18 protein-coding genes are annotated in these 26,490 nt (G+C 61.9%); 9 read left to right on the top strand and 9 right to left on the bottom strand.

Annotation, left to right across the window (positions count from 1 at the left end; translation table 11 throughout):
- Window positions 1–11 precede the first annotated feature (11 nt).
- On the bottom strand, window positions 12–974 hold the full coding sequence (miaA, locus tag SINAC_RS24735; RefSeq protein WP_015248301.1) for a tRNA (adenosine(37)-N6)-dimethylallyltransferase MiaA: 963 nt from the start codon (window positions 972–974) through the stop codon (window positions 12–14).
- Between the two features lie 1,008 nt (window positions 975–1,982).
- On the opposite strand from miaA, the gene SINAC_RS24730 reads away from it, so the two are divergent.
- The 3 genes from SINAC_RS24730 to SINAC_RS24720 all read left to right on the top strand — a co-directional run bounded on the left by SINAC_RS24730 (window position 1,983) and on the right by SINAC_RS24720 (window position 5,640).
- Window positions 1,983–3,932, top strand: coding sequence for a 2-oxoacid:acceptor oxidoreductase subunit alpha (locus tag SINAC_RS24730; protein WP_015248299.1), 1,950 nt, complete (start codon window positions 1,983–1,985; stop codon window positions 3,930–3,932).
- A 193-nt stretch (window positions 3,933–4,125) separates the two neighbouring features.
- Complete coding sequence (locus tag SINAC_RS24725; protein ID WP_015248298.1) at window positions 4,126–5,178, top strand: 2-oxoacid:ferredoxin oxidoreductase subunit beta; 1,053 nt, start codon at window positions 4,126–4,128, stop codon at window positions 5,176–5,178.
- A gap of 228 nt (window positions 5,179–5,406) precedes the next feature.
- Window positions 5,407–5,640 (top strand): antitoxin family protein, encoded by a 234-nt coding sequence (locus SINAC_RS24720; RefSeq protein WP_015248297.1) that lies wholly within the window; start codon window positions 5,407–5,409, stop codon window positions 5,638–5,640.
- On the opposite strand, the gene SINAC_RS24715 is transcribed toward SINAC_RS24720, so the two are convergent.
- Window positions 5,637–7,046, bottom strand: coding sequence for a hypothetical protein (locus SINAC_RS24715; protein WP_015248296.1), 1,410 nt, complete (start codon window positions 7,044–7,046; stop codon window positions 5,637–5,639). The genes SINAC_RS24720 and SINAC_RS24715 overlap by 4 nt on opposite strands.
- A 152-nt stretch (window positions 7,047–7,198) precedes the next feature.
- The gene (locus SINAC_RS24710) at window positions 7,199–8,791 is read right to left on the bottom strand and encodes an ArnT family glycosyltransferase (RefSeq protein ID WP_015248295.1); all 1,593 of its coding nucleotides are present in this window, start codon (window positions 8,789–8,791) and stop codon (window positions 7,199–7,201) included.
- Window positions 8,792–9,046: 255 nt separating this feature from the next.
- Here SINAC_RS24710 and SINAC_RS24705 point away from each other — a divergent pair, with 255 nt between their 5' ends.
- The 3 genes from SINAC_RS24705 to SINAC_RS24695 all read left to right on the top strand — a co-directional run bounded on the left by SINAC_RS24705 (window position 9,047) and on the right by SINAC_RS24695 (window position 12,169).
- Window positions 9,047–9,691, top strand: coding sequence for a phosphatase domain-containing putative toxin (locus SINAC_RS24705; RefSeq protein ID WP_015248294.1), 645 nt, complete (start codon window positions 9,047–9,049; stop codon window positions 9,689–9,691).
- 143 nt (window positions 9,692–9,834) lie between these two features.
- Window positions 9,835–10,338, top strand: coding sequence for an N-acetyltransferase (locus SINAC_RS24700; RefSeq protein ID WP_015248293.1), 504 nt, complete (start codon window positions 9,835–9,837; stop codon window positions 10,336–10,338).
- A 106-nt stretch (window positions 10,339–10,444) separates the two neighbouring features.
- On the top strand, window positions 10,445–12,169 hold the full coding sequence (locus tag SINAC_RS24695; RefSeq protein ID WP_015248292.1) for a glycosyltransferase family 39 protein: 1,725 nt from the start codon (window positions 10,445–10,447) through the stop codon (window positions 12,167–12,169).
- Here SINAC_RS24695 and SINAC_RS24690 read toward each other — a convergent pair.
- A complete protein-coding gene (locus SINAC_RS24690) occupies window positions 12,163–14,388 on the bottom strand; it encodes a redoxin family protein (protein WP_020466742.1) in 2,226 nt (741 codons plus the stop codon). The genes SINAC_RS24695 and SINAC_RS24690 overlap by 7 nt on opposite strands.
- 333 nt (window positions 14,389–14,721) lie before the next feature.
- Window positions 14,722–15,558, bottom strand: a complete 837-nt coding sequence (locus SINAC_RS24685) for a SirB1 family protein (protein WP_237722743.1) — start codon at window positions 15,556–15,558, stop codon at window positions 14,722–14,724.
- Between the two features lie 300 nt (window positions 15,559–15,858).
- On the opposite strand from SINAC_RS24685, the gene SINAC_RS24680 reads away from it, so the two are divergent.
- Entirely contained in the window at window positions 15,859–16,683 is an 825-nt protein-coding gene (locus tag SINAC_RS24680; RefSeq protein ID WP_015248289.1) for a cyclase family protein, read from the top strand.
- Here the strand turns inward: SINAC_RS24680 and SINAC_RS24675 are convergent.
- The 3 genes from SINAC_RS24675 to SINAC_RS24665 all read right to left on the bottom strand — a co-directional run bounded on the left by SINAC_RS24675 (window position 16,664) and on the right by SINAC_RS24665 (window position 21,936).
- Window positions 16,664–19,720: a PVC-type heme-binding CxxCH protein gene (locus SINAC_RS24675; RefSeq protein ID WP_015248288.1), complete on the bottom strand. Its 3,057-nt coding sequence runs from the start codon at window positions 19,718–19,720 to the stop codon at window positions 16,664–16,666. The genes SINAC_RS24680 and SINAC_RS24675 overlap by 20 nt on opposite strands.
- 556 nt (window positions 19,721–20,276) lie before the next feature.
- Window positions 20,277–20,669 (bottom strand): hypothetical protein, encoded by a 393-nt coding sequence (locus tag SINAC_RS24670; RefSeq protein ID WP_015248287.1) that lies wholly within the window; start codon window positions 20,667–20,669, stop codon window positions 20,277–20,279.
- A 238-nt stretch (window positions 20,670–20,907) separates the two neighbouring features.
- Window positions 20,908–21,936: a DUF1559 domain-containing protein gene (locus SINAC_RS24665; protein WP_015248286.1), complete on the bottom strand. Its 1,029-nt coding sequence runs from the start codon at window positions 21,934–21,936 to the stop codon at window positions 20,908–20,910.
- A gap of 882 nt (window positions 21,937–22,818) precedes the next feature.
- On the opposite strand from SINAC_RS24665, the gene SINAC_RS24660 reads away from it, so the two are divergent.
- Window positions 22,819–24,318, top strand: a complete 1,500-nt coding sequence (locus SINAC_RS24660; protein ID WP_015248285.1) for a DNA-binding transcriptional regulator — start codon at window positions 22,819–22,821, stop codon at window positions 24,316–24,318.
- 81 nt (window positions 24,319–24,399) lie between these two features.
- On the opposite strand, the gene SINAC_RS24655 is transcribed toward SINAC_RS24660, so the two are convergent.
- Window positions 24,400–24,798: a VOC family protein gene (locus SINAC_RS24655; protein ID WP_015248284.1), complete on the bottom strand. Its 399-nt coding sequence runs from the start codon at window positions 24,796–24,798 to the stop codon at window positions 24,400–24,402.
- Window positions 24,799–24,936: 138 nt separating this feature from the next.
- Between SINAC_RS24655 and lysS the strand changes: the two genes are divergently transcribed.
- Window positions 24,937–26,412, top strand: a complete 1,476-nt coding sequence (gene lysS, locus SINAC_RS24650) for a lysine--tRNA ligase (protein ID WP_015248283.1) — start codon at window positions 24,937–24,939, stop codon at window positions 26,410–26,412.
- Window positions 26,413–26,490: the final 78 nt, after the last annotated feature.

Genomic DNA, 26,490 nt, shown 5'->3' with positions numbered 1-26,490 from the left:
TTCGAGGAAGCTCAGTTTCCCACCCCGATCACATGCGCCAATCGATCGGCGGTCATCTCCGCAGGCTCCCCCTCCGGGACGGGCCAGCTCCGGACCTCGACCAGTCCGCGGAACCAGGTCGATTGCCGCTTGGCGAATTGTCGGGTCCGCGCCTTGATTTGCTCGACGGCCCGTCCAAACGCCGTCCGGCCTTCGAGGTATTCGATCACCTCGCGGTATCCCACCCCCTGCGCCGGTACGGGACCGAGCGGCTGGGAACCCGATTGGAGCGTTCGCACCTCGTCGACCAACCCATCCTGGATCATTAGGTCCACTCGCAGGTTGATTCGCGCATGGATTTCGGGCCTCGGCCGTTCGATTGCAAAAACAGGAACAGTTGCGGGAGCGGGATGCTCATGTTCCGTCTGGAGTGAGCTCAACGGCCGGCCCATGGTCGTATTCACTTCCAACGCCCGCACGATCCGAAGTCGATCATTGGGATGGAGCCGGCGTGCGGTCACCGGATCGATCGACTCGAGCCGAGCGTGGAGCACCGCGCCGCCGAGTCGGCGATACTCGTCCTCGAGTGATTCCCTCAACTCGCGATTGGTCTCAGCCGCCTCGAAGAGTCCGCGCAGGAGCGCTTTGAGGTAGAGGGCCGTCCCGCCGACAAATAAAGCGCGTTTGCCTCGACTCTCGACATCGGCGACCGCCTTCAGGGCCCAGCCGCGAAAGTCGGCCACGCTGGCGGCCTGCCAGGGGTCGAGCACGTCGATCAGGTGGTGAGTCACCCCCTCCTGCTCCTCGTGGGTCGGTTTGGCCGTCCCGATATCCATCCCGCGATAGAGGGTCATCGAGTCCATGGCGATGACCTCGGCATTGAGCCGCTGGGCCAGGGCCACGCCGACGCCGGTTTTCCCCGACGCCGTGGGCCCGGTCAAATAACAGGCCCGATGCAGCGGAGCGAGCGAACTCGAATCAGTGGTTATTGGCATCGTACCGATCAACTTGTCTCATCAAAAAACCTGGATTCCGGGAGGAAAGACGATCCCAATCGTTGAAGAAAACCCGACCGTTATGTTCTAATCTTTTCTGAGTCTGGTCGACATCTCCCAACAATTGTCACCAGGCTCGGTCCCGTCGGCAAGGAGAGGTTGGCCAGCAAAAACACCTGCCCGCTTCATTCACACTGAAGTCCCCGCCCGAAATGCCGATAATAGGGGTGAGGTTCTCAAGGTTGACGATCCCCTTTTTGAGTTTGTAAGCAAACTTCGCTCAAGCGATCGTAAAAAAAAAGCATTCCTGCCCCCTGTTGCCCCCCACTTGGGGTCGAGATGCTCTTGCCAAGGAACTCACGCTATCGCCGCTTCCGGTTCGGCAGTTGCTCACCACTTCTCTGATCGTCTTCCCCGTCGGAACGACAGCCGCTGAATCTCGCCACGGGACATGGTGTCCCGAGGCCTTTTCCCGTTCGTTGTTGCGGATTATCTGATTCTCCCTATGCAAACCAATTCCGTCCCCGAAATCGAACAATCCGACCTGAAAGCCGCCCGTGATTTCCTGACGTCCCTCCGCGATGAGGGACGGCACGTCCCTCCCGCACACACCCCCAGCACCAGCAATCACAACGCCGCTCGGGGTACAGTCACCGTGCGGAATGGGATTACTCGGGCCCGGACTCGTTCAGCCGCCAAAACATCGGCCTGAACTGATCCCTTGTGACGGCTACGATGCCGTTCTGCCGAGAAAACACGCTGTCCGGACACGGATCCGGACGGCGTACCTTTGCGCGCTCCGCGAACCGACAAGAGACGGCCTCGTGTCTCCGCACAGAATTCGTTTAACTCCTTGCGATCGACGCGTCGTTCTGGTGGAGTGAACGTTGTCGGGCATGCACGGTGTCGGGTCCACTCACTTGCGGTTTCCGCGAGGGTCGTCACGAACGCTGGAATGCGTGTTGCGGAACCGCTGACTGCCGTGGTGCTCGCTCTTTGAGGCACACCATGTCATCCACTACCTCCGTGGTCGAGCCATTCCCCGTCCGTGACGGGGCCACGTCCTCTCCCACTTCGGTGAACGACCTGGCGATTCGCGTCGGGACGGTCAACGGTTCGGGTAGCCAGTCGGCGAACCTGGTTCTCCTCCGCGCCCTCTACGGGATGGGCATCCCGTGCAGCGGCAAAAACGTTTTCCCCTCGAACATCGAAGGCTTGCCCACCTGGTTCCATATCCGGGCGTCCGCCAAGGGATACGTGGGACATCGGCTCGACACGCCGATCCTCGTCTGCATGAACGCCCAGACAGCGGCCGACGACGTCCGTCAGCTTCAACCCGGCTCGATCGTCATCTACCGCGACGACTTCGACCTGGACGATATCCGCGATGACGTCCGGTTCTTCCCTGTCCCCTTCCAGAAGTTGGTCGAGGAAGCCTATCCGGCCGACAGCAAGGACAAGGGGTATCGCGACAAGCTTCGCAAAGTCATCAACATGGTTTACGTGGGGGTCGTCGCCTACGTCAGCGGAATCGAGATGAGCGAGGTTGAGGCCGCAATCCGCCGCGAATTCCCGGGACGCAAGGCAAAGGCCGCCGACATCAACATCAACGCCGCCCGCACCGGCTTCGCCTGGGCCGAGGCGCACCTGCCCACCGACCTCCCGTTCCGGGTCGAGCGAATCGACGGCCTGGGCAACAAGATCCTGATCGAAGGGAACAAGGCCGCCGCCCTGGGTGCTGTCTTCGGCGGCACCAGCGTGCTGACCTGGTACCCGATCACGCCGTCGAGCAGCCTGGCCGAATACACCGAGGAGTTCCTCAAAAAGCACCGCACCAACAGCGACGGCAAACGCACGTTCGCCGTCGTTCAGGCCGAGGATGAGCTGGCCGCCATCGGGATGGCCATCGGCGCGGGGTGGGCGGGAGCCCGCTCGCTAACCGCCACCTCGGGGCCCGGTATTTCCTTGATGACCGAGTTCGTCGGCCTCGCCTACTTTGCCGAGATCCCGACCGTCATCATCGACGTCCAGCGCATGGGACCGAGCACCGGTCTGCCAACCCGGACGAGCCAGGGAGACATCCTCAAGCTGCACCTGCTTGGCCACGGCGATTGCCGACATGTCGTTCTGATTCCGGGTTCGGTCGGCGAATGCTTCAGCTTCGCCGTCGAGGCGCTCGACCTCGCCCAGCAGTTCCAGACGCCCATCTTCATGGCGACCGACCTCGACATGGGCATGAACCTCTGGCTGTCCGACCCATTCTCTTATCCGGAAAAGCCGATCCATCACGGAAAGCTGCTCAATGCAGCCGACCTCGAACGACTCGGCCAGTTCGAGCGCTACCGCGACGTGGACGGAGACGGGATCTGCTACCGCACGATCCCGGGGACCGAGAACCCGCTGGCGGCCTATTTCACCCGAGGTACGGGGCATAACGAGAAGTCGGGCTACAGCGAACGGCCGGAGGATTGGAAGAAGAACCTCGATCGCCTGGCCCTCAAACTCGAGACCGCGCGACGCAAGCTGCCTCCCCCCATCATCGAGGGAGACGCAGGTGCCCGGGTCGGCCTGATCGCCTACGGCTCAAGCCACTGGGCGATGGTCGAGGCACGTGACCTGCTTGCCGAGCAAGGGATCGCGACGGAATACTGCCGGATTCGCGCCTTGCCGGTCTCCGACGCCGTGACCCATTTCATCAGCCGACACGAGCGCGTCTACGTCATCGAGCAGAACCGGGACGGTCAAGTCGCTGCCTTGCTCCGTTCGACGCTCTCCGGCACCCTGGCTGACCGCCTGGTGTCGGTCCCGCACTACAACGGCACCCCGCTGGCCGCCGTGAACGTCATCCGACCGATACTCGGCTGGGAGAAAAACCCATCAGGGCCCGGTTGGCCCACTGGCAACGTCGAAGCCGACAATCCCCGCGTTCCTCACGAGCCCGAGCTTTCCCCCGAATAATGATCATGGCCCGGGGGACGAGCGAAACGAGAAAGGAACGGTCCTGCCGACCCTTCTGTTGTTGGTTTCGCATCCCAACCCCTCGGACTCGCTCATCCCCCCCGTTCTTGGCGAAGGCTCGCCCCAGACACTGATTTCGTGCCAATGACTGACCCACTCTCTGGCTCTCCCCCCAAGAGGCGATCGACTCATCATGGCCACCGACTCAATGATCCTCATCGAGAGTGAGGGACGCCGAATGTCCCTCCCGACCCTGGCGTTCCAGGGTCTCCCCTCCACACTCTGCAAGGGCTGTGGGCACAACAGCATCACCAGCTACCTCGTCGAGGCCTGCAAGGCCGTCGGGGTCAACCCCTACAAGACCGTCAAGTTCAGCGGCATCGGCTGCTCGAGCAAGACCCCCGCCTACTTCCTGCAGTACAGCCACGGTTTCAACGCACTGCACGGCCGGATGCCGTCAGTCGCCACCGGGGCTGCGGTCGCCAATCGGAGCCTGCTGAACATCGGGATCAGCGGTGATGGTGATACGGCAAACATCGGCATGGGACAATTCAAGCATGCCTGCCGGCGCAATTTGCCCTTGGTCTACGTCGTCGAGGACAACGGCTGCTATGGCCTGACCAAAGGCCAGTTCTCGGCCACCGCCGACTTGCATGCTCACCTACGCCGGGAGACCGGCGAAGAAAACACGATCCCGCCGTTCGACCTCTGCATGGAAGCCGTCACCGCCGGCGCCACGTTTGTCGCCCGCTCGTTCGCGGGCGACAAGAAACAGCTCGTCCCGCTTTTGAAAGCCGCCCTGAACCACCAAGGGCTCGCGGTGCTCGACATCATCAGTCCCTGCGTCACCTTCAACGACTTCGCGAGTTCAACCAAGAGCTGGGAGTGGGCCCGGGAGCACGAGGAACCGCTCCATGACGTGGGCTTCGTCCCCCGGCTCGCCGAGATCGAGGTCGAACAGAAGGCAGGGGAAACCACCCGGGTCCAGCTTCACGACGGTTCCTGGATCGTACTTCGCGCCCTACGGCACGACGAGCACAAGGTGACGGACCGGCCCTCGGCCCTCCGGCTCTTGATCGAAAGCCAAGAACGCCAGGAGTTCCTCACCGGCCTGCTCTACCTCGCCCCCGACCGCCCCGACTTCGTCACCATGCAAGGAATGACCGAAACGCCGCTGGCCCTTCTGCCCGATGAATCGCTCCGGCCTTCGCGAGAGACTCTCGAGGCGATTATGACGACGATCTGACCGAGAGGCCTATCCAACTCTTGTAGGGTGGGCACAACCCACCAGGTTTTGCCCTGAGGGGGGTAGTGGCTCCACTCCCGCCTAGCCTTTTTGTAAAAGGCAGGTGAGACGAGCCCACCCTACAAGCCATAAGACACTTTACGAAGGCCGCCTGGATGAACTCATGAGAACACGGACTGGTCGGGAAAATGGTAGGGAGAGATCCCAAACGAAATTAAGGCTATACTTATGAAGACGATCCATGCCATTTACGAAAACGGCGTCTTTCGCCCAACCACGCCGGTCGATTTACCCGAGGGGAGCGAAGTCACCTTCGAGCCCAGGCAGGGTAGCGAGCCTGCCAGTTCGTCTCCACATCTGAAGCGGATCTATGAATTACTGAGCCAACCCATGGATACAGGCGATCCACAACTGTCCGAACGCCACAACCAGCACCAGCCATGCTTTCATTCACCGCTTTAGATCCCCCAGACCCGCCGACCACCAAGGTACATCGTCAGGTAGCCGTCTTCGCTGACCTTGAGCACGGGACCGTGGTATGACGCGGCGATGGCGGCCAAGGTTCTCGCACCCTCGACGGCGCGAGCGATCTTGAGCGCTTCGGGATCGATCTTGAGGATGGCGCCGAAGGTGAGCAGACGGCCGTCAAGGTCGGTCACCACGGCGCCGTCGATCCCGGCCAGAGCTTCCAGGACGGTCGGATCGAGGTCGGTGAGGGTCTGATTGCGGGCGACATGGTGGAGCGATTGCTTCGCCATACGGGGCGAGAGATTTTCAGGGTCGTGGGGATCGTCGGTGGCCACTTCCTCAACGATCCGATCGGTAGGAGCAATCAGTTGCGGAATCGATGAACCGGGATCACGGAGCACGACAAACAAGGCGCCTTTGCGATCTTCCGCCAGGTTCAAGGCCGCCTGGAAGAGCCTCAAGGCAAGATCGTTCGGACACGACTTACCGATCGCCTTGCACCAGGTGGCGAACTTGGTCGGGATGTCGAGGAGCCGCCAGCGCGCATCGCTGAAGGCGAACCGCAACACCCCCTCGGCGAACACCTTGATCTCTTGCGAAGGGGTCAGCACCAGGCAGATGTGACCTCCCGACCGGGTTGCCTTGGCATGATTCACATAGGCGCGAGGACAGGGAGTCTCCAGCGGCGCAGCCCCTTGAACCTTCTCGGCCCAGCGTCCAATGTCCACAGTGCGGGTCAGCTCCCCCTGCTGGTCGACTAGGAACAGCGTCTGCACACCGTCACAGAGGCGATGGAAACCTTTGATCGCCGTCAACCGCGTGTTAAACCGAGGAGCACCATCGGGGTTGACCCACTCGGGTGCGGCCGGGTCGTAGGGAGTCCCGAGCAGGAGCGTGCCCAGCGAGACACGGCGGTTTTCATACGTGGAGAGCGCCGCAACCCGGAGCGCCTCCAGGGCAGCCGGGATCCGAAAATGGTCGTCGCCGCCCAGGAAGTCAGAAATGATCAGGTCTTCACTGGCGTAGTGGAACCGCTCGATCCGGTTGGCCACATCCAGGTCGAACAAGCCCCGAAAGCGCAGGTCGAGAGCTTGGAGGACCACCTCAATCAATCGCCGCTCGGCGGGCAGAAACGGAGCTGGACTGCCGGGAAGGTAGAGGTAACGGGTCCGAAACCATTCGATCTCGACGCCGAGCCCGTCGGGGTCGTCGCCCAACCGGTAATGTTCCTCGGGTGACTGACCATCCCACTCGATGAAGCTTCGGTCCCCTGCCGCCTCCAAGATCCCATCAGGAAAGAAGTGCTCGAGGCTCCGCCTCAAGAGCGTCTGATAAAGGCCGACGACTTTCGAGATGGGTCCCGTCGATCGTTCGCGTAGGACGATCGGCTCATTATTCATTCGCCCTACCCCCGCCCACAGATCGGAACTCACTCGGTTTCGAGGACATTGACCCCTCTGGATTCGGCCTCTCGCATGATTCTACCGGCAGACCGTTGTGATTCTACAGGTTGCGGCAACGTCGGCGGGGCCCCGATCGATGGCGGCGTCCATCAACGCATGAGAGGCAGCACACTCCCCCCGGTCAATCTCTGGGCCATCGTCCGAACCGATGAGGGGGGGCGCGGTTTGTTGAACGGAAAAGGCGCATTCTGACGAACGCAGTGAAACAGGCGGATCTTGCGGATCGGCGCTCCGGAGCGTTTCACCTCGAATTCACCGATCTGCTCGATCCGCGAAAAGTAGCGATCAAAGCAGTCGGGCTCGATCGAACGCCCGTTCATGGAGATGAGGATCCCATCCTGCCCCAGCCAGTCGTCCGGCTTACTCCAGAAGGAGAAGCTCCGGGCATCCCCCGCACTATAGCAGGCGACGGGTGTGGAGTGCTTCCGGGTCGCAAACGCGATGTGCCCGCTGTAGTACCAGTTACTTGTGAACAGGAAGGTGTTGGGCCGATCGAGCAATCCGCGACGCTCCAATTCACGACCCACCGCGTCCCATCCATAGAGGTCGAGCGTCGGGTCACGCGAAACCTTGAGAAGCCCCAGGGTTCCCTCCCCCCCTTGCTGGAATACGCCCGTCCTGGTCTGAACAAGGACCACCGTTCCGGCAACGAGCAGGAGCGCCGAGAATCCGACAACCCGGCGAGTGAGATGCACCGGCTCGTCGGCCCACTTCCGACCGAGCATCGGGAAAAGCGAGAGAAAGGCCACGAGGGTCCAGTGCGGCAAGACCGACCGGGTGCAGGCGACCGCCATGAAGACGGACAGCGGAACAATGGCCTGACAGAGCAAGAACCGATCGGCCCACTCGGATTCGGATGGGGACCCGACCTCGGAGTAAAACTGGCGTCCCTTGCGAACCAGGATCAAGACAAGCGCCACCCAGATCCAGGGAAAGAGATAAAGCGCCTGCCCCAACAAAGCTGCGGCCAACGTTTCGGGCCGGAACCTCAAACCGCCAAGGGCGCGCCCCCCTTGGAAGGCAAACGAGGCCCATCCATGCGTCGCGTTCCACCAGATCACAGGTGAAAACAGGGCAAGCCCGATCGCGATCGCCACATAGGGCCCAGAACGCCGGAGCCAGAACCGCGCCTTGGGCTCGAGGACGAAATAGAGAACGGTCCCCATCGGGAGAAAGACCGCGTGATACTTGCTGAGCATCGCCGCGCCCCAGGCAACCCCGACCTCGAACCATGGCCTGAGTCTTCCTCCCGAATCGATGGCCACCGCGAGCCGGTCAAGCGTCAGGAGCCAGAAGAAGAGGAGCGGACCGTCGGGAAGCACAAAGGTCCCTACCGCCACGCTGTGATAGGCCGTCACGTTCAGGGCGAAGGCCGCGAGCAACCCCGCTCGAGGCCCATAAAAACGCTCGGTCAGCCGCGCCATCAACCAGGTTGAACCCGCGAAGAGCAAGATAAACCCGAGTCGCAAGTGGAACGCCGAGACGACACCCCCGGAAAGCACGATTCCGAGTCGTTCCACCAGCGCCAGCATGGGTGGGTGATCGAAATAGCTCCAGTCATGATGGGTCGCGAAGAGATAGTGGTAGGCTTCGTCATTGCCCAACTCGAGCGAAGCGGCCCAGGCGAGGCGAAGCGAGGCGGAGACCACGATCAGGAGCCAGAGTGCGAGACGCGACGTCATCCTTGACCTCGGCTTGAAGAGCATTCCCTGTGAGGACAGCCAGCGGCCAATCTTAACCGATCTCCGGCCTGAGGCGAAGCCAAAGTCAACGACCCGGGCGTTGGCTTTGGAGATGGGGGTCGAAGAAACCGATAGTGTTTGAAATGAGGCAGGTTCCGACAGTCTGACTTCCCTTGCTGGTCAATCGGGTGTCTGCTACGATCCCCGACCCCCGCCTGGAACGGAATCCCTGCCTCGTACCGGAGTGTGCTCCTCATGGTCAGCCGACGCAAATGGATTCGCCGCGGTTTGGTGGGCGCACTGGGATGCCTGACAGCCCAACAGGTCTGGAGACACGGTCACGACTACGTCTTCGCCGACCAGTTTGCGGTCGTCGTACCGGGCAAGATCTATCGGGGGGCCTGGCAACAGTCCTGGCCGATGCGACGTGTCGTCGAAAACTACAAAGTCAAGACAGTCTTGGCCTTGGCTCATCCCCCCACCCACCCATTGGCCATTCGCGAGAAGGCCATGGCGCGGGAGTTGGGCTACCGTTGGGTGCATATCCCGATCGTCGACCAACGCGGAGAGGGGGACTGGCGGGTGATCTCCGACCTCCTCGAGGAGGCCGCCGCCGTCTTGGCCGACCCCAAGAATCAGCCGGTCTATTTCCATTGCCATCATGGCATCAATCGCACATCGATGGTCCAGATCGCTTATCGCACCAAGTATTGCGGTTGGACCCTGGAGCAGGCGACTGAAGAGATCTCCCAGACGTTCGGACTCGTGGAGGTTTCCCACGGCCCCGACTATCGGCACATGGAATCGTTCTACCGCGAACGCGTGCTCCCCTATCGCCAAGCCCAGGCCAGCCAGGCTGCCGTTCAGACTCCGCAACGAGAGCCTGCCCGCCATTTCTGAGTGTCGACCGGCACGGTATTGATTCCAAAATCTGACGACTTACAATATTCCGTTCGCCCGCGAGCGCCCGAAACGTGCGAGGGCTCGTCGGGTCAAGGCAAGAACGCCCGGGGTCAAAGCCGGGGTTTGGGGGGATTCCTCGATTGAACATTCGTCCCGCGCGAGTTGGCGACGTGCCCGCCATTCAGGAACTGATTCGCACGTTCGCCGATCGAAAACTGATGATCCGCCGGTCGTTGGGAGAACTCTATGAATCGATCCGAGAGTTTCTCGTGGCCACTGACGACAACGGTCAAATCATCGGTTGTGTTGCCCTGCATGTGTTTTGGGAAGACCTTGCCGAACTGAAATGCCTGGCAGTCTCCGAGCATGCCCATGGGCGTGGCGTGGGGCGAGCGCTTCTTGATTCTTGCTGGGAGGCGTCCCGCCTCCTCGAGATCAAGACGGTGTTCACGCTCACCTATGTGGCCGATTTCTTCGAGAAATGCGGCTACCATCGGATCGAGAAGGCCGACCTGCCGCACAAGATCTGGAATGAGTGCGTGCGTTGTCCCCTCTTTCCCAACTGCAATGAGATCGCTCTGATTCGTTCCGTCGCCACCGAGTGGCAAACCGTCAACGGCGAGTTGGCGACGACCTCCGTGTAAGAGGTAAGGCGTCGGCGAACTCCGCGACATTGTAGTCTTGCGGCAATCAAAAGAGAGGGGCCCTTCGTGGCCCCTCGCGTCGTTTTTCGCTTCATTCGAGGTCGTTGTGAGCGGACCAGATCCCCACCGCCCCCGCCGCTGGACCTTCCGGGCCTGGGGGTTGGCTGTTGCCGCATCGACGCTCCTCCTGATGATCGCGACCGAGTCTCGGCTCTCGATCGTCTGGGACGAGGGATTCACACTGGGTCGCGAAGCTCGGATCCGCGCCTGGTTCCGCGCCCTCCGCGATCCTGAGCGGTTCGCGGCGACCTGGCAGCCTCCCAACCCCAACTTGGAACTGGTCCAGCAGGACCGCTACCCCGCCCCCCGTCCCGACCAGATTCGCACCCGTGCCCAGCTTTTCGATAAGGACGTGCTCGCCTGGTTCTGGCCCTTTGCCCGTGAAGAGCCGCACGGCCATCCCCCCTTCTATGCGATCGTCGGCCTGGCCGGCGACCTCCTAACTCCACGCTGGGACGAGCTACCGCGCGCTCGGCTTGGGCCGATGCTCCTCTTCAGCCTCACGGCCGGAGCACTCTGGACCTTTGCCGCCCAGCGCAGGGGGCGATGGGCGGCGACTCTCGCCGCCGGCGCCTGGGTCTTCCAACCGAACCTGTTCGCCAACGGGCACTATGCGACGGTCGATGCCATCCTCGCCAGCCTCTGGGTCCTGGCCTTGATCGCCTTCGCCGAGGCCGTCCTCCCCCTCACCCAAACGACCGTCGAAAGCCGATCGCCGAGGTGGGGATGGGTCATTCTCTTCGGCCTGCTCGCCGGCTGGGCGGCCGACTGCAAACTGACCGGATGGTTCCTCCCGCTCCCGTTCCTGGCCTGGACCGCCGTCGAACGGAGCCGCCGAGGCTTCTTGACCTTGCTTGTTGGCGGTCTCATCGCGGCCTTGACGCTTTATGCGTTCAACCCAAGCTGGTGGAACGCTCCCATCGACGGGGTGCGCCGGTTCCTCGAATCGAACCTGACGCGGTCCCGGACGATCCCGATCCCGGTGCTCTTTCTCGGGCAGGTCTACGTCACCCCCAAGCAGTCGCTCCCCTGGTACAACACCCTGGCCTGGACCCTGTTCGTGACCCCCGTCGGGTTCCTCGCCCTGGCGATCGTGGGAACAGGACAGGCCATCCGCAAGTTCAAGAGCCGGCCCTTTGAGATCCTGGCGGTCCTCCACTGGAGCTTCCTCCTGGCGCTCCGCGCGCTGCCGCATACTCCCGGGCACGATGGCGTCCGCCAGTTCCTGCCCGCGTTCGGGATGTTGGCGGTCGTCGCCAGCCTCGGAGCCGCAGCGCTGATCGAATCTTTCGGCCGCTGGGGCAAGGTGATCGTCGCTTCCGCCCTGGTCGAGGGAGCACTCAGCATCGCCTTGATGATGCCGGTCCCGCTCTCTTATTTCAGCCCGATCGTCGGAGGTCTACCCGGCGCAGCCAAGCTTGGGATGGAGCCAACCTACTTCTGGGATGCGCTGACGGGGGACGCGCTCGACTGGCTGAACGACCATACGCCGCGCAACCAGCGAATCGAGTTTGCGACCTTCCCCACATCCTGGCTCTATCTGCACCAGTCGGGCCGGCTAAAGCCGGACCTGATCCCCGACCCGCGACAGCCGGCCGCCTGGTTCGTGCTTCAGAACCGGCCTGGCGCGTTGCAGCCTTGGGACCGCGCTCTGATCGCAAACGGTCAGCCCGCCTACGTCGTCTCGAAGTGGGGGGTTCCCCTCGTCTGGATCTATCCCGCCCACGAACGCCAGTCAATGCTCCCAGCGCAGGGCTACGGCACTCAGTAGCGTCGGGTCTCTTCGCTCTTCTTGCTTGCGGAGCCGAGGAAGCGATCGAGACGAGCCAGGGTGACGGGGGTGGCTCCTTGATCTTGCCAAACGATCCGTCCCTGGCGATCGACGAGGATCAAGGTAGGGTAAGCCTGGACCTTCAACGCTTCCTGGAGTGGGCAAGGACCATCCATGCCACTGAGCAGAACGGGGTAATTGATCCCCAAACGACGCACTTCCTGGGACACCGCCTTGGCTCGATCGGCGAGCGGACCTTGCTCACAGGCAATGCCGACCACCTTGAGCTTGCTCGTTCCCATCCGCTTCTGAAGCTCGATCAGGTGGGGAACCGACCGCAGACAGGGCTGGCACCACGTTCCCCAGAAGTCGATCAGGACGAGGTCGGCATCCAGCTCCTGGAAACGAACCGGCCTGCCTTCGAGGTCAGGCAGGCGGAAATCATTGATCTTTCGGTGCTTGGCGTCGTAGTCACAAAACGCCCCGCCAACATCGGCTTTCGCTTGAGGCGGTGCCGCTCGCGAACTTGTCTGAGTCGTGGGGGGCCGCTCCAACGAAACGGTCTGGGCCACGGGCCTGGTCGGAAGCGAGGCCGAGGGCTCGACTCCCTTCCCTTTCTCAATCGGAGCGGGGGGTATCTTGGGAGCAAGTGCCGCCAGCTCTTTCCAGGTCGGCCGCTTTCGAGTATCCGGGGGAGAAGCAGGCAAGACGTCGGTTGCCGGCGCGTCTGAACCCGCCTCGAAAACCGACTGATCCGCCACCGCCGCGACCACTGCAGGCACAGACGTGGGAGCTGGCCCGAAGCGAGGGGATTCGAACGGTGACGATTCAGCAAGCGCGTCCTTCCCCAGAGTCGCGGCAACCTCGGCCACGGGGGGAGGAGTACTGGCCACCGGCTTCCCTTCCGAAGGAGCCGCCTCAACCGGGGACGGCAGGTCGCTCAGTGCGGGTGAAGTCGTCTCGCTCAAAGCGAGGAGATCGGCACTGGCCGCTGGTGCCTCCTCAATCGAAGCAGGCACCGGAGCCGGAGCCGGTTTCTCCGCCTGGCCTGCCTCGACCGCCGGCGGCAGGAAGGCTAAGTCAGACGGAGCTGAAGAACTCGGTCTTTTTTCGGGTTCGAGTTCTGATGCAGGAGCCTGGTTTGTTTCGGCTGAAGAGACGTCCCCATCCCGTCCCGGTTCGAGCGCCGGGGGAAGCGGATTGGCTTCGGACGACGCGGGGGCAGGCTCGGGCTCGACCTCAGGCAACTGGGCGGGCGGGCGCGGCTTCGTCCTGACCGGAGCCGCGATGGACATCTGCCCTGGCTCGCGTGCCGGAGGAAGCGGGTCATCGTCGTCACTCGCGGGGGCCGGGCGCCGTGGCTTGCGAGCACGAGGAAGCGGATCGACCTCCCGCGCAGGGGGCGATTGCCCCGGCTCGAGCGCGGGAGGGAGCGGGTTCGGCCCCTCGTCCTCGTCCGCGACATTCGAGGCGAATGCGCCTGCTTCGCGGGTCTCAGGATCTTGCAACGCCGAAGAAGCGTTCTCCCCAGGCTCGGACGCCGGCCTCGTATCCTGGTGCGTGACTCCATCCGATCCGACGCGCCGCCAGCGAACCCGTCCCGACGTGCCCGCGCCCTGGCGTGGTGTTGTTTCAGGCGTTCGCGTGCCCGCCGGCGGTGAGAAAGATTCGGCCTCGCGGGCCGGCGGCAGATCCTCCTCGTTCACTCGTGATTTCCGAGCCGAGAGCCGGGGAGCATCAACCACCGCTTCGTCTTCCTCGTCCTCGTCCATCGTCGACGATTTGTCCGAGATCGGACTGATCCGGTTCGGTCGAATCGGGGCGTTTGCGGTCTTGGATTCGGTACCCGAGGGGGCAAGCGTGATCCGAACATTCGTGTCGGGCGCATCCACCACGCTCCGGCCGGTCAGGTATTCCACCCCATCTTCCCACTCTGCGATCACGGTATGTGCAGAGCCGGCTCGGACCCCATTCAGAGTGAACGCCCCGGTCCGGTCGGTCGTGGCCCGAATGAGCTGCCCCCCCGGGGTGTTCCCGACCGCAAGCCGGACGCGAACATTGGGAAGCGGTTCTCCCGTCTCGTCGACCACGCGGCCGGAGATTCTTCCCTTGGAGCGGACGGACGGCTCGGTCGGCGTCACGTCGGCCACAATCGACGATCCCGGCTCGCCCGTAACCACAGGGTATTTCTTGTCGCCGACGGAGGCGACCGTCTGCATCTTGGAGGACACGCCCGACGTGCTGGCGCATCCGGCCAAACACAAGAGAGGAAGGAGTAACAGTCTCGTTGAAGTTCTCAAGGTGTGCATAGCGGGGATTCCTCCTCCTGACGAGCGAACCGGGTCAGCGAGGTCATGACCCAAAAGGTCACGCCGGGAATGAGGAGCTCCGCCCTTCATCCCGCAGGTCCGGCTTCCGGACAATCCCCACCGAATCCGACAGCGCGACGACCCGCCCGGAGTCGCCGTACTCTCGTCTTCGGCACTTGAGGAAAAGAACTTGATTCTTTCTCGAAAGAATTTCGAGAAAAAGAGAAAGAAGGGGCCGGCCAATCAGTTCCAGGTCGCGACCTCGCGCCGCGCGGCACGCAGCAAGGCACGGACCACCTCGGCATCCTCAGCCGGCGGTTGAGAGTCGAGATACAACTGCAACGGGGAAATTGCGTCGGCCGGGCGGTCGAGTTGCAGGCAGAGCATCCCCAGGTCGCGCTGCTCGTCGGAATCATTCGGATTCAGGGCGGCCAATCGTCTCTGGACGGACAGGGCCGTCTGAAAGTCTTGGCTCCTGAAGTAGATCGCCTTGAGGTTACGAAGCATGCGCGCAACCACCTGGTCATGACCGCAAGGGGCGAGTTGGAAGTCGGTTAGCTCGACCGGTTTCCCCAAGAGCCCGGCAACCGTGCGGCAACACCCCTCGCGATCGAGCAACGTCCCGCCATGAAACGGGTCAATGAAGATCGTCGCATCCGCCCGGCCGACCCGGAGCATGAAGTGCCCTGGAAGGTTGACACCCGCCATCACCAGCCCGAGCCGTTCGGCAAGCGTCCAATAGAGGACGGAGAGGCTGATCGGGATCCCCGTCTTGCGGTCGACCACCTCGTTGACATAACTATTTCGGGGGTCGTAATACTCGTCGACGTTCCCCTGATAGCCCTCCTCGACGAAAAGGACCCAATTGATCTGACCGAGAACCTGCCGCGGTTTTGCCCCCGCCGGGCAGCGGTCGCGGATCCGGACCGCGAGCGCTTCAATCTTTTCGAGGTAGCGCTCCGCCTCGAGTTCCGGGTACGCGTCCCGCGCGATCTCAAGCGCGATCCGGATCAGGTCGGAAGGGGGCTCGCGGCGCAACAGACGCTGAAATTCCGGGCTTTCGGCAAACGGAGACACCACGCGAAAACCTCCGAATCGCGTTCCCAACATCTGACCCTCTAGAAAGATACGCAACTTACGAGTTCGCGGCAACCGCACCCGGTGTCCAAAGCGGCTCCGGCGTCTCCCACCGAGAAGGTTTAACCACGGAGGCCACGAAATGCAGAGAGTCCCAAACCACAACCACTAATATTTCAATTCATCAATTCAAAATTGCCTGCTGCCTTTTTTCTTTCCTTTCCGTGCGCTTCATGGTTTCCGTTGGTTACGTTCCCCCGATCAAGTCTGTTGTTTCGGCCTTGGAATCACCCCGAGGGTCCTATGAGCCGCACCCATGCTTCGATCCCGGTTCTCGCCCTGATTCTCGTCGGAGCCGGGGCGTTCGTCGCCGTTCAGGCGCAGACGCCTCGTCAAGCGCCCGGTCCGCTCAAAGACCTGGCCTCGAAGGCGATCGACCTGACTTACGCGTTCGATAAGGACACCATCTACTGGCCGACCGACAAGTCGTTCCAGTGGGAACGCACGACCTGGGGCCATTCGGCGGGGGGCTACTGGTATGCCTCAGCCACGTTTGCGGCCAGTGAGCACGGCGGCACGCACCTGGATAGCCCGATCCATTTTGGCGAGGGGCAAGCGACGGCCGACCAGATCCCGCTCGCGAAGCTGATCGGGCCGGCCGTGGTGGTGGATATCCAAAAGGCTTGCGCCCGGGACCGCGATTATCAGCTCCGCCCCGAGGATCTCGAGGCCTGGGAGCGGACCTATGGACGCATTCCGGATGGTGCGATCGTCGTGATGCGATCGGGTTGGGGTCGGTTCTGGCCTGATAAGAAGGCCTACCTTGGCAGCGATCAAACGGGCGACACAGCCCACCTGCACTTCCCGGGCGTTTCACGCGCGGCGGCGGAGTGGCTGGTCGCCCATCGCAGGGTCTCGGGGGTCGGGGTCGATACGGCGAGTCTCGACCCCGGCCCCTCACGCGACTTCATGGCCCACCGCGTCCTCAACGGGGCCGGGATCTATGGCCTGGAGAACGTGGCGAACCTGGAGCAAGTTCCCGAAACGGGGGCCACCTTGATTGCCTTGCCGATGAAGATCAAAGGAGGCAGCGGTGGTCCGACCCGAATCATCGCGATCCTTCCTTGATCGTCCCCCCTTCGGTGTTGGGCTTCGCCGAGGTCTCCTTCTGTTGGAGGAGGTAAGCGATCAGGTCATAGAACTCCGGCTCAGTAATCAGGTCGGCAAGGTTGGCAGGCATGGGGGAGAGTTGTGAAGTCGTTCGCTCCTCGACCGACTCCTTGGGGACGCGGACCTCTTTCCCCTGAGCGTCGGCGAAGACGAGGATCTCCCCCTCCTCCTTGAGCAGCAGGCCGGAGACGAGTTGACCGTTGCTCTGGGCCACGTTGGTCACGCGGAAGGCCTGGTCGACGTTACGGTTCGGGTCAAGAATATCTTCCAGGAGTCGATCGATCCCACGGGTCCCGATCCCATCGAGCTGCGGGCCGATCCGCTGTCCTTTGCCGCCGATCTGGTGACAAGCGACGCAATTCTTCTCGAACACGGCCGCTCCGCGAACCGCGTCGCGCGGGGAGGAGCCGAATCCGTTGTGACGCTGCTTCACGAGGCCACGAAGACGTGCGTCAGCGGCAGGCAGGTCTTTCAGGAGCGTGGCAACCCGCTCTTTGACTCCGTCGATGTCATGGCTTCCGAGTCGAAGTGCTACCTGGGTTTCTTGGAGCAGGCGAGCGGACGCCTTTCCCTCGGCAATCGCCTTCAAGAGCGCCTCAGCCCCTGACTTCCGCGCGGCCAGACCGGTGGCAATTGTCGCCTGGAGTCGCTCGGGCGCCGTGGGCAAGACAAGCAGAAGTGACTCGGTCGAGCCGGCCTGATTGATCAGGGAAAGGGCACCTGCCGCCTTATCCCGCAGCTCGAACGGCTCTGAGGAATCGCCAAGGACCTGCCCAAGCAGGGTGAGGGTCTTCTCAGGAGCCATCGCCACGAGGGCCGTCATCGCTTCGATCCGCAAGGGGACTTCGGATTTCGCGTCCTGCACACGACTCTCGAGCGTCTCGCGCAATTCGTTGAGCTTGAAGGACTTGACCAGCTCAATTCCAAGAAGTGCTTCGTTCTTCTTCGAGGAATCGACGAGTCGTCTGGTCAGCTTCAAGGCCATCTCCTGACCTTCAGCAGGCAGAGTGGCTCCCCGTTCCTGGGTTCCTTGAAGGACCGCTTTCAGCAGGGCGGCAAGTTGCGCCGGGCTCGACTCGGAGCGCCCCCGGATCAAGGCCAGCATGGCCCGAACCGAGTCCTCGCTGCCGTACCGAGCCACATGGTGCATATAGCGCACCTGGGTGCCGTCCGGTTCCGCATAGCGTTCGAGATGGTTGACCAGGTACTTCGCCGACTCGGCCGTGGGAACGCCGGGGGCGATATCCGCGAGGTCGCGGGCGTCACGCTCGCTCAGCGATTCCGAAGTGAGGGCCTCCCAGGCCGACGCGACAAGGAACTGGTCGCGAAGCGCCATCCTGACCACGTGAATCAGGTGCGTGTCTTCCGACGGCGCCGACTGCCTCAGAGCCAGCAGCGGACGCACGTTGGCGAAGTCGGGATGACGGCCCAGCGCTTCGGCTGCGGACCGTTTGACCATCGCGTCCTGATCGGTCAGGGACTCCCGGGCTCGCTTCGAGAGTGCATCAGCCAGGCTCGGTCGCTCAGCGAGTACCCGCATGGCGTGAATTCGGAGCTCGCGGGCCGGATCGGCGGTGGCCTGATTCAGCGTCGAGTCGTCGAGCTGCCCGCGCCGCTGGAGCACCCAGAGGGCATGGACTTTGCGCCAAAGGTCGGTGTCCGAGGCGACCAGGGCCGTGAGCTGCGAGTCGAGATCCTCGCTCTTGCGTGCGCTCAGTTGGTTGGCGGCCTTGGTGCGCACGACGAGGTTGGGATGCCCCAGGTCCGCGATCAGCTCATCGTTCGTCGCCTTGGTCCAATCGCCGCGCGTGGTCGCGACCTCGTTCTCTTTTTTGGGGCCTCGGTAGACGATCCGCCAGATTCGGCCGTGGTTGTGGTCGCGCCCCGGGTGGGTCAGAGGGACCTCATAGTGGCCGATGATCCGGTTGTAAAAGTCGGCGACGTAGAGCGCTCCGTCGGGACCGAGCTCGATGTCGACGGGGCGGAACCAGTTGTCCTCACTCCAGAGAAAGTCAGGCTGCTCGATCGCCTTGGGAGATGAGCCGTGATACTCGACCCGGTCATGGTTGATCCGGTTCGTGACCACGTTGCCCGTGAACAGGGTGTCGCGATACGCGGGAGGAAACTGATTGGCCGCGTAGTAGGTCGCACCGTCGATGGCGGTCGAACCATGGTCGTGCGTCATCATCTCCGGGCCGAAGCCGAGACCGTCGTCAGGCTTGCCGAAGCTGGGATAGTACGCACCCCGCAAAAGCTGATAGATCGGCCTCGAATGGCAGTCGGAGGAATAGAGGTTGCCCAGTGGGTCGAACGTCAGGCCGAACGGGTTGACCTGCCCGTGGGTGAAATACTCGGCGTGCGAGCCGTCGAGCTTCATCCGGTAAATGTTCCCCGAGGCCATCTGGATCGACTTCTCGTCGCTCCCCCCCACCTGCGACGTGTTCGAGAACCCGTGGCAAGCATAGATCCAGCCGTCGAATCCCCAGCTAAAGGATCCGGTCATCCCGTGAGTGTCTTGGTGGCCGTATTTGCGGTAGAGCGTGGCCCGTTGATCGGCTCGCCCGTCGCCAGTCGTGTCCGAGAGGCGGTCGATCGTCGGGATCGAGTAGACGAGCGCGCCCGTGCTCTCAGGCAGGGGCATGATCCCGATCGGGATATTCAAGCCATCGGCGAAGGTCGTGATCTTGCCGGCGCGGCCGTCCGGCTGAAAGTCTTCAAGAATCTTGACCGTGTCGCGCGGCTTCGTCCCGTCCTTGGCCGGGTAAGGGTATTCGACGGTCCCCGTGACCCAGAGCCTCCCCTTGTCATCGAAGGCGATATTCATCGGCTTCTGAATCGCAGGCTCGGCCGCCACGAGCTGAATTTCAAACCCTTCGGGAACGTGAAGCGCCTTGCGCTCCTCGAACGCCGATCGGGGCGGGAACGACGAGACGCTCTCGACAGGAGCGGGTGCCTGGCCCAGGGCCGAAAGGCAGAGTGAAAGAACAAGAGACATCAAATCCTCCGGAGATCGGCGATCGAGGCGCCGGGGTAAGGGGCGGGCTTCGGCATGAAGTCGTTCTCAGCTTTCGAGGCGTGTTCGCTTCGTTTTCCAGACCCGGAACACCAGGAAGGCGGGCAATTCGTTACGTTGACGAGTCGAGGGGAACGAGTCAAGTGACGAGCGAGATCAGCGGGCTATCGCAACCTAAGGATTCCCACTCAATCATTGACCTGCTCCTGCAACGGCAACTCGCCCAGGTCCCATCACTCCGGAAAACCACGGCCAGGCGCGATCGCGCAACAACACGCGAGCAAGCATGCAATAGCATTGCGATTTTTTACCGCCCTTCGGCTTGGGGAGAGACGGGGATGCCCCTCGATTCCATTCCCCCGCGAGGACGAAAGCTTGGAGGACGCGCCCGCCACGCAAGGCACACGCTCATATGCGATCATCAAGAACCGCACCACTTAAGCTGAGGCGCCTTCCTGAATGGCGATTGGGGACATCGCAAAGGGGGCTCGGCCCGTGCCGGTTGCCAGAGGTGGCCCGGGGGCAGCGGCCACGTCGATCACAGTTTCATCAGCGAGACGTCATGCGTGTTCTCGCCACTCTTCACCTCAAAACTATCCACACTAAACATCCCCTTCTTGGTCTCGGGCGAGTCGACACGAATCTGGTTCTCGCCGATCAAGGTCTTGATGGAGTAAGTCCCTTCCTTGCTGATTTCAGCGGACACCGCGCTGACCGATTTTCGCTTGATGTTCGAAGGGTCGAAGTGGATTGTCCCACCCGAGGCCTTTTTACCGTTGATGGTGACCGTCCCGTTGACGGTCCCTTCCTCGGTCGATGAGGAGACCGCGGGCGCAGCCCCACCTTGATCGCAACCGCAAAGGGCGAGCAACCCGACCGCCAAAACCGCGGAGGCAAACCCGTTTGACCACGACTTCGCGACGAAGATCATGACTTGTCCTAAATAGGTTGTGAGCGGTGTGAGTTGGGCAAGAGAGCAGCGAATCCGATTGACTGGCCAAGCAAAACCAACTCTCAGCGCAGGAAGCCAGGCGTCGGCTGGAAAGCATTCGCCTGGATTTCCCCGCTTCCGGAGACGGTCTCTCTCACCTTTTGAACCAAACCAGAAATGGGGCGAACCGGCGATTGACAATCAGCCTGAGCCCGCCCCATTCCCAGAGCAGAATTCATCAATAGCTATCTGCAGAGACGACCTCGCCACCCGAGCGCGACCCCAGTGCCCACCAGGTCTGCGGGCTCACGCTGTTCTTGATGAATCGGACCGACCCGTCGGCGAAGAGGGCGTTCACACCTCCCGAGTGGCGGCTACTGGCGGTGAATGCCCCACCGCCAGCGTAGTTGCCATAACCGCAACTGTTTGCGTTGGGAGGCATCACATGGTTGTAACGCGAAAACGTCCAGTAGCCGGAAAACCAGAGCGAGCCTGATGAGTCGGGCGAGACGGCCCCAAGCCCGGCCCACAAGGATGACACGGCGTTAACGCTCGTGAAGGCAAGGCATGCGGCATAGTACGGCTGCGAGGTGTTGGTTGTGGAGGTGGCCGCAACATTCCAGACCGAAGACGAGGGATTGGTCTGAATGTCGATCTGGTTCTTGTTGAGCGTCCCGATCCCTTTGACCCGCTCGCTGAACGCGACGGTCTGGCTCAAACCGTCGGTGATATCTCGGAACGACACGACTTTCTGAGCGGTGATGTACTGAAAGAGTCCGTCGAACTGGGTGGACTTATAGAGCGAGTCGGGTGTCGATCCAGCATTGCCGTAGTAGCTGTTATGGGTTTCGGCGTTGGTCAGGCGATCTTGATCCGAGGGACACTGAAAGACGTTGATCGCGGTGCGGAAAATCGTGGTGTTCTGAGCCGCGCCGACGTTGGTCGCATTCCCCGTGTTGGCGAAATTGATCGCGTTGAACAACGCCCCTTGCTCCAGGTAGCCCAGGATCTGTGGATGCGTTCCCCAATCATTCCAACCGCCGGGACCGAGCCCCCAAGGAAGCGAATTGACCGTGGATTCGTAGTTGTGGAGTGCGACTCCAAACTGCTTGAGGTTATTCACACACTGCGAACGACGGGCTGCCTCCCGCGCCGCCTGCACGGCGGGCAACAGAAGTGCGATCAAAACCGCGATGATCGCGATCACGACCAGTAGCTCGATCAACGTGAAACCACGAGCGGACGATCGATAGAATGACCTCGTCATCACCGATACCCTCTCATTTCTTTGAAAGCCGACAACCTTACACACGACGACCGGTGCAAGAAAAGTTCCGATGATTGATTCGGGCCGCCGGGAAATCGGCGTAGCGGATAAGAACCGGGGAATCGGGCTTCATGCAGTATGATTCGCTCATCTCTACAATAACGCGAGACGCACAAAGCGAACCGCAATAGGCCGACATCAAGTCTTTGTGCAAGAAGCAACGATCAGTTGGCCTAACGAAGAGGGAGCCCTCCTTCTTTCACAAGGATGCCGCAACAAAAAATCTGCGGCCTCTCAACCTCTTGAGTTTCTCGACGCACCCGTCGCACACGGAGCGTCCTTCCACAACTAAAAGATGCGCAACCCGAACCGAGCGCCAGCGGACTGAGCCATGCGCGTGTGGTCTCGCATCGATTTAACAGCCTCAAGATGGCACGAGATGACTCGCGGCTTTAATTCCACATTGTCTGGTTTCAACGCTCACGCCGTCTTTGAAAATTTCCGACTTTTTTATTCTACTATTTCACGGACATGCAACCCCGGCAAACCACCAAGCTTCGCGCGAGCTACCGACGATCTTGACAAGACCGAATCGGTCGGCAACGCGAACTCGCCCGCTCATTCGGTTCCCACGCTTCAATCCGCCATATTTTGTTGCGAACAGGCCAACTCTCAAACCGCCATCCTCGAGAATCTCGCTATTTAGTCTGTTTTTGTTATAACATCTGCATCCCATTGCAATCACGCCAGCATCAGGGGGAGTTAGCCATCTGACCGTCCCAACTTTATTGCACACCGTGATGCGTGGCGAGCCGAAAGTAGAGAGAGTGAAGCGAAGTCCGCGCTCTTCATGAAAACGTGATTGGCAGGAATGGTGCGCCCATGGATAACTTGTCCCACTTCTGCTGCTGGAATTCCGAATGTCCCGACAATGGCAAGAAGGGGGTGGGGAATCTGAGCGTCACCGGCCGGTACGGCCCCGGTCGAGAACGGCGAATGCTTCGCTGTCGGACCTGCAAAACGCGATTTTCCGAGCGCAAAGGGACCCCCCTCTTTGGCGCCCACCTCGACTCGCTGACGGTGGAATCGGTTCTTGAACGTATCGTCGAGGGCCGAGGCATCCGTGAAGTGGGACGCCTTTCGGGCCTGCACCGAGACACAGTCACCCGTTACCGGCGGTTGGTTGAGAATAACGTGGGATCGATTCCGCAATTGAAAAGGAAACGGAAAGTCCTCAACGTCGCCCTCTTCCTCGAGACGTCGCATTCCTATGCGAGAGAAACGCTCCACGGCATCCGCAGCTACGTGCGCGAGCATGGTCCCTGGAAGATCCGATTCAGCGAACAGGGAAGGGGCGTCGAGCCTCCCCCATGGTTGGCGCACTGGAAAGGCGACGGAATCCTCGCCAGGATGGAGAACGATCGCCTCGCGCGAGCGATCGACGAAACGGGCTTGCCGGTCGTCGACGTCAGTTGCTATCGGCTCTTGCCGTCGATGCCGAGCGTCGAACCCGACCCCTTGGAGATCGCCCGGCTCGCCGTCGATCACCTGCTCGAGCGCGGGCTCAAGCACTTCGGGTTCTGTGGCGTACCCGGGGTTCCCTGGTCCGACTTGCGCGGCTCGTCATTCGCCCGATTAGTCGCGGAGATCGGCCACGACTGCCATCTTTACCGTCGAACTGTGGTTCAACCGATCTCCAGCTCGTGGAACATCGACAAGACCGCCATCGCCCGCTGGATCCGGTCGTTGCCCAAGCCCGTGGGCATCCTGGGCGCGTGGGACGGTTGCGCTCTTCAAGTCCTCGAAGTCTGCCGCAACCTCAACGTCGCCGTGCCCGACGAGGTCGCCGTCCTAGGCGTCGATGACGACGACTTGCTCTGCGACCTGGCCGACCCCTCTTTGTCCAGTATCAAGTGCTCGGCCCACCAGGTCGGCTACCATGCCGCGTCCCTCCTCGACCAGATGATGGCTGGCAAGGACGTCCCGCCGGACATCGCAATGGTCCGGCCGGCCGGCGTCGTCGCGCGGCAGTCGACCGACCTGCTCGCAATCGACGACCAACTGGTCTCCGACGCCCTCCGATTCATCCGAGACCACGCCTGCGAGGGGATCCAGGTGTGCGACGTTCTCAAGATCGTGCCCTTATCCCGGCGCGTCCTGGAAACACGGTTCAAAACGGCCGTCGGCTACTCCCCCCACGAAGCCATCGTCCGGCTTCAGCTCCGGACGATCAAAGAATTTTTGACCGAAACCGACCTGTCCCTGGCCACGATCGCCACCAAGTCCGGCTTCAACCACCTCAATTACATGTGCAAACTTTTCAAACAGAAGACAGGCTTCACTCCCGGCGAGTTCCGAGCCAGGAATCGATCCAAAAACTGATCCCGTGATCCGCCAAGGCAAACCGCACCCAGTCGGCCCGTCTTCTGAACTCCCAGCTCCCCGCTCCAATCAGCCTTGCACTCACGCTTGGGGGGAGTTGGGATCCAGGGAATCCTGCCACGAGAAGAGCGTGATTGGAGTGCCGTCGCTGTCGACAAGGGTCACACTCCGATAAGCCTCGGCGCGGTTCTCCATCGCGGGTCCGACCTCGACTCCCCGCGCAATCAGCCGCTCGCGTTCCGCCTCGACATCGTTCACACGGAAAACGAGGCGGACGGTCGGAGTCTCCCCGCCTCTGCGCTCTCCTGCCTTAAGTGCGAGCCGACTCCCCCCCGCCCCGAGCAATGCGAACTGATGCGCGACGTCCTCCAGGACCAGACGCAGCCCCATGACCTCGACATACCAGCGAACGGCACGCGGCCAGTCGATGACCCGGATCTCGGGAAAGGCAAGCTCGATCTGGCTATTTTCTGCATCCATCACAGGATTCTCTCTCGGTGCGGAGCGCGATACGAAGGGGGACCTCCGCTCGTTTGGCGTTGACCAATGTCGGGGGTTGAATACAATTTGGCTCAAGTTTGCCTCATTTTTCTCTCTGAAGAAATGCAAGGTTTGCTGATGTCGGACGACGCACCCGAGGGGCTTGAAGCGGTCAGGCTAGACAAGCTACGGAAGATCGAGGTACTGGGGCTCGACCCCTGGGGTACCCGGTTCGACGGCCAGCAAGCGATCGCCGACGTGCGCCGACTGCCGGTCCCTGAAGGTCCGCATCAGAGCGAGACCCCTGGGCCCGCAGTCCGCGTGGCAGGTCGAATCATGCTTCGCCGCGACGGCGGCCGAGTCAACTTCCTCGAAATCCGCGACTGGACCGAGCGGATCCAGATCTTCTTGGGCAAGAAGCAGGTAGGCGACCTGGGCTGGAGCCTGGCCGAATTGCTCGACCTGGGCGACCTGCTGGGAGTCGACGGCACCCTCGGCTACACCAAGACGGGCGAGCTGACCGTCTTCGCGACCGGGCTCACCTTCCTGGGCAAGAGCCTCGCCCCTCCCCCCGAGAAATGGCACGGCCTGACCGACCTCGAGCAGCGTCACCGCCAGCGCTACGTCGACCTCTTCAGCAATCCGGAGTCGCTGGCCACGTTCCTGGGCCGCTCGAAGATCGTCGCCGCATTTCGCAACGTCATGGCCGGGCGCGGGTTCATCGAAGTTGAAACCCCCACCATGCAGTCGATCGCCGGCGGCGCGGCCGCTCGCCCGTTCATCACGCACCACAACACCCTGGATCTCGATCTCTTCTTGCGGATCGCCCCCGAGCTCTATTTGAAGCGACTGCTCGTCGGCGGCCTCGAACGCGTTTTCGAGATCGGTCGGGTGTACCGAAACGAGGGGATCAGCCCGAAGCACAACCCCGAATTCACAATGATGGAGGCCTATCAGGCCTACGGCGACTATCACTCGATGATGGATCTGACCGAATCATTGATTTGTGGGGCGATCGAGTCACTCGGCGGCGGCCTGCAACGCCCCTGGGGCGAGACCACGATCGACTTCACTCCTCCTTGGCCGCGACGGACCTACGCCGAGCTCATCCTCGAACACGCGGGCGTCGACGCGACCGACCTCGAGGCCGTCTTCGCCAAGGCCGCCTCGCTCGGGATCAGCACGGCGGGCAAGGACCCCGACGTCGTCACCAACCAGGTCTTCGAAGAACTGGTGGAAGACCGCCTCGAAGGTCCGATCTTCGTGATCGACTACCCGGCGGCGATCTGCCCCTTGACCAAGCGAAAGACCAGCAACCCGGCCGTGGCGGAGCGGTTCGAGCTCTTCGTCAAGGGGATGGAGCTGGCCAACGCCTATACCGAGCTGAACGACCCACTCTTGCAGGAATCGCTCTTCCGCACCCAACTGGCCGGCCAGAAGGAGGAGGATTCCATGGCGAAGATGGATGACGACTTCATCCGCGCCTTGAAGCACGGGATGCCGCCGGCTGGAGGCCTGGGCATCGGGATCGACCGGCTCTGCATGCTCCTCATGAACCGTTCAAGCATCCGCGACGTGATCTTGTTCCCGTTGATGAGGCCGCAGTCGTCCTAAAAAAACAGGCGCACGCGATGCGCCGACCCGACAACCAGGCGTGCCGAGCACGCCCGATCGCGTCGAACATGTCGAACC

This window comes from Singulisphaera acidiphila DSM 18658, assembly GCF_000242455.2.
Classification (GTDB): domain Bacteria; phylum Planctomycetota; class Planctomycetia; order Isosphaerales; family Isosphaeraceae; genus Singulisphaera; species Singulisphaera acidiphila.
The sequence above is the reverse complement of the archived record's forward strand: the minus strand, read 5'-3'. Positions and strand labels throughout refer to the sequence as shown.

Bases quoted from the DNA above. Each gene is read 5' to 3' on its own strand.
- miaA (WP_015248301.1), bottom strand. From the start codon at position 974: ATGCCAATAACCACTGATTCGAGTTCGCTCGCTCCGCTGCATCGGGCC.
- SINAC_RS24730 (WP_015248299.1), top strand. From the start codon at position 1,983: ATGTCATCCACTACCTCCGTGGTCGAGCCATTCCCCGTCCGTGACGGG.
- SINAC_RS24725 (WP_015248298.1), top strand. From the start codon at position 4,126: ATGGCCACCGACTCAATGATCCTCATCGAGAGTGAGGGACGCCGAATG.
- SINAC_RS24720 (WP_015248297.1), top strand. From the start codon at position 5,407: ATGAAGACGATCCATGCCATTTACGAAAACGGCGTCTTTCGCCCAACC.
- SINAC_RS24715 (WP_015248296.1), bottom strand. From the start codon at position 7,046: ATGAATAATGAGCCGATCGTCCTACGCGAACGATCGACGGGACCCATC.
- SINAC_RS24710 (WP_015248295.1), bottom strand. From the start codon at position 8,791: ATGACGTCGCGTCTCGCACTCTGGCTCCTGATCGTGGTCTCCGCCTCG.
- SINAC_RS24705 (WP_015248294.1), top strand. From the start codon at position 9,047: ATGGTCAGCCGACGCAAATGGATTCGCCGCGGTTTGGTGGGCGCACTG.
- SINAC_RS24690 (WP_020466742.1), bottom strand. From the start codon at position 14,388: ATGCAGACGGTCGCCTCCGTCGGCGACAAGAAATACCCTGTGGTTACG.
- SINAC_RS24680 (WP_015248289.1), top strand. From the start codon at position 15,859: ATGAGCCGCACCCATGCTTCGATCCCGGTTCTCGCCCTGATTCTCGTC.
- SINAC_RS24675 (WP_015248288.1), bottom strand. From the start codon at position 19,720: ATGTCTCTTGTTCTTTCACTCTGCCTTTCGGCCCTGGGCCAGGCACCC.
- SINAC_RS24670 (WP_015248287.1), bottom strand. From the start codon at position 20,669: ATGATCTTCGTCGCGAAGTCGTGGTCAAACGGGTTTGCCTCCGCGGTT.
- SINAC_RS24665 (WP_015248286.1), bottom strand. From the start codon at position 21,936: ATGACGAGGTCATTCTATCGATCGTCCGCTCGTGGTTTCACGTTGATC.
- SINAC_RS24660 (WP_015248285.1), top strand. From the start codon at position 22,819: ATGGATAACTTGTCCCACTTCTGCTGCTGGAATTCCGAATGTCCCGAC.
- SINAC_RS24655 (WP_015248284.1), bottom strand. From the start codon at position 24,798: ATGGATGCAGAAAATAGCCAGATCGAGCTTGCCTTTCCCGAGATCCGG.
- lysS (WP_015248283.1), top strand. From the start codon at position 24,937: ATGTCGGACGACGCACCCGAGGGGCTTGAAGCGGTCAGGCTAGACAAG.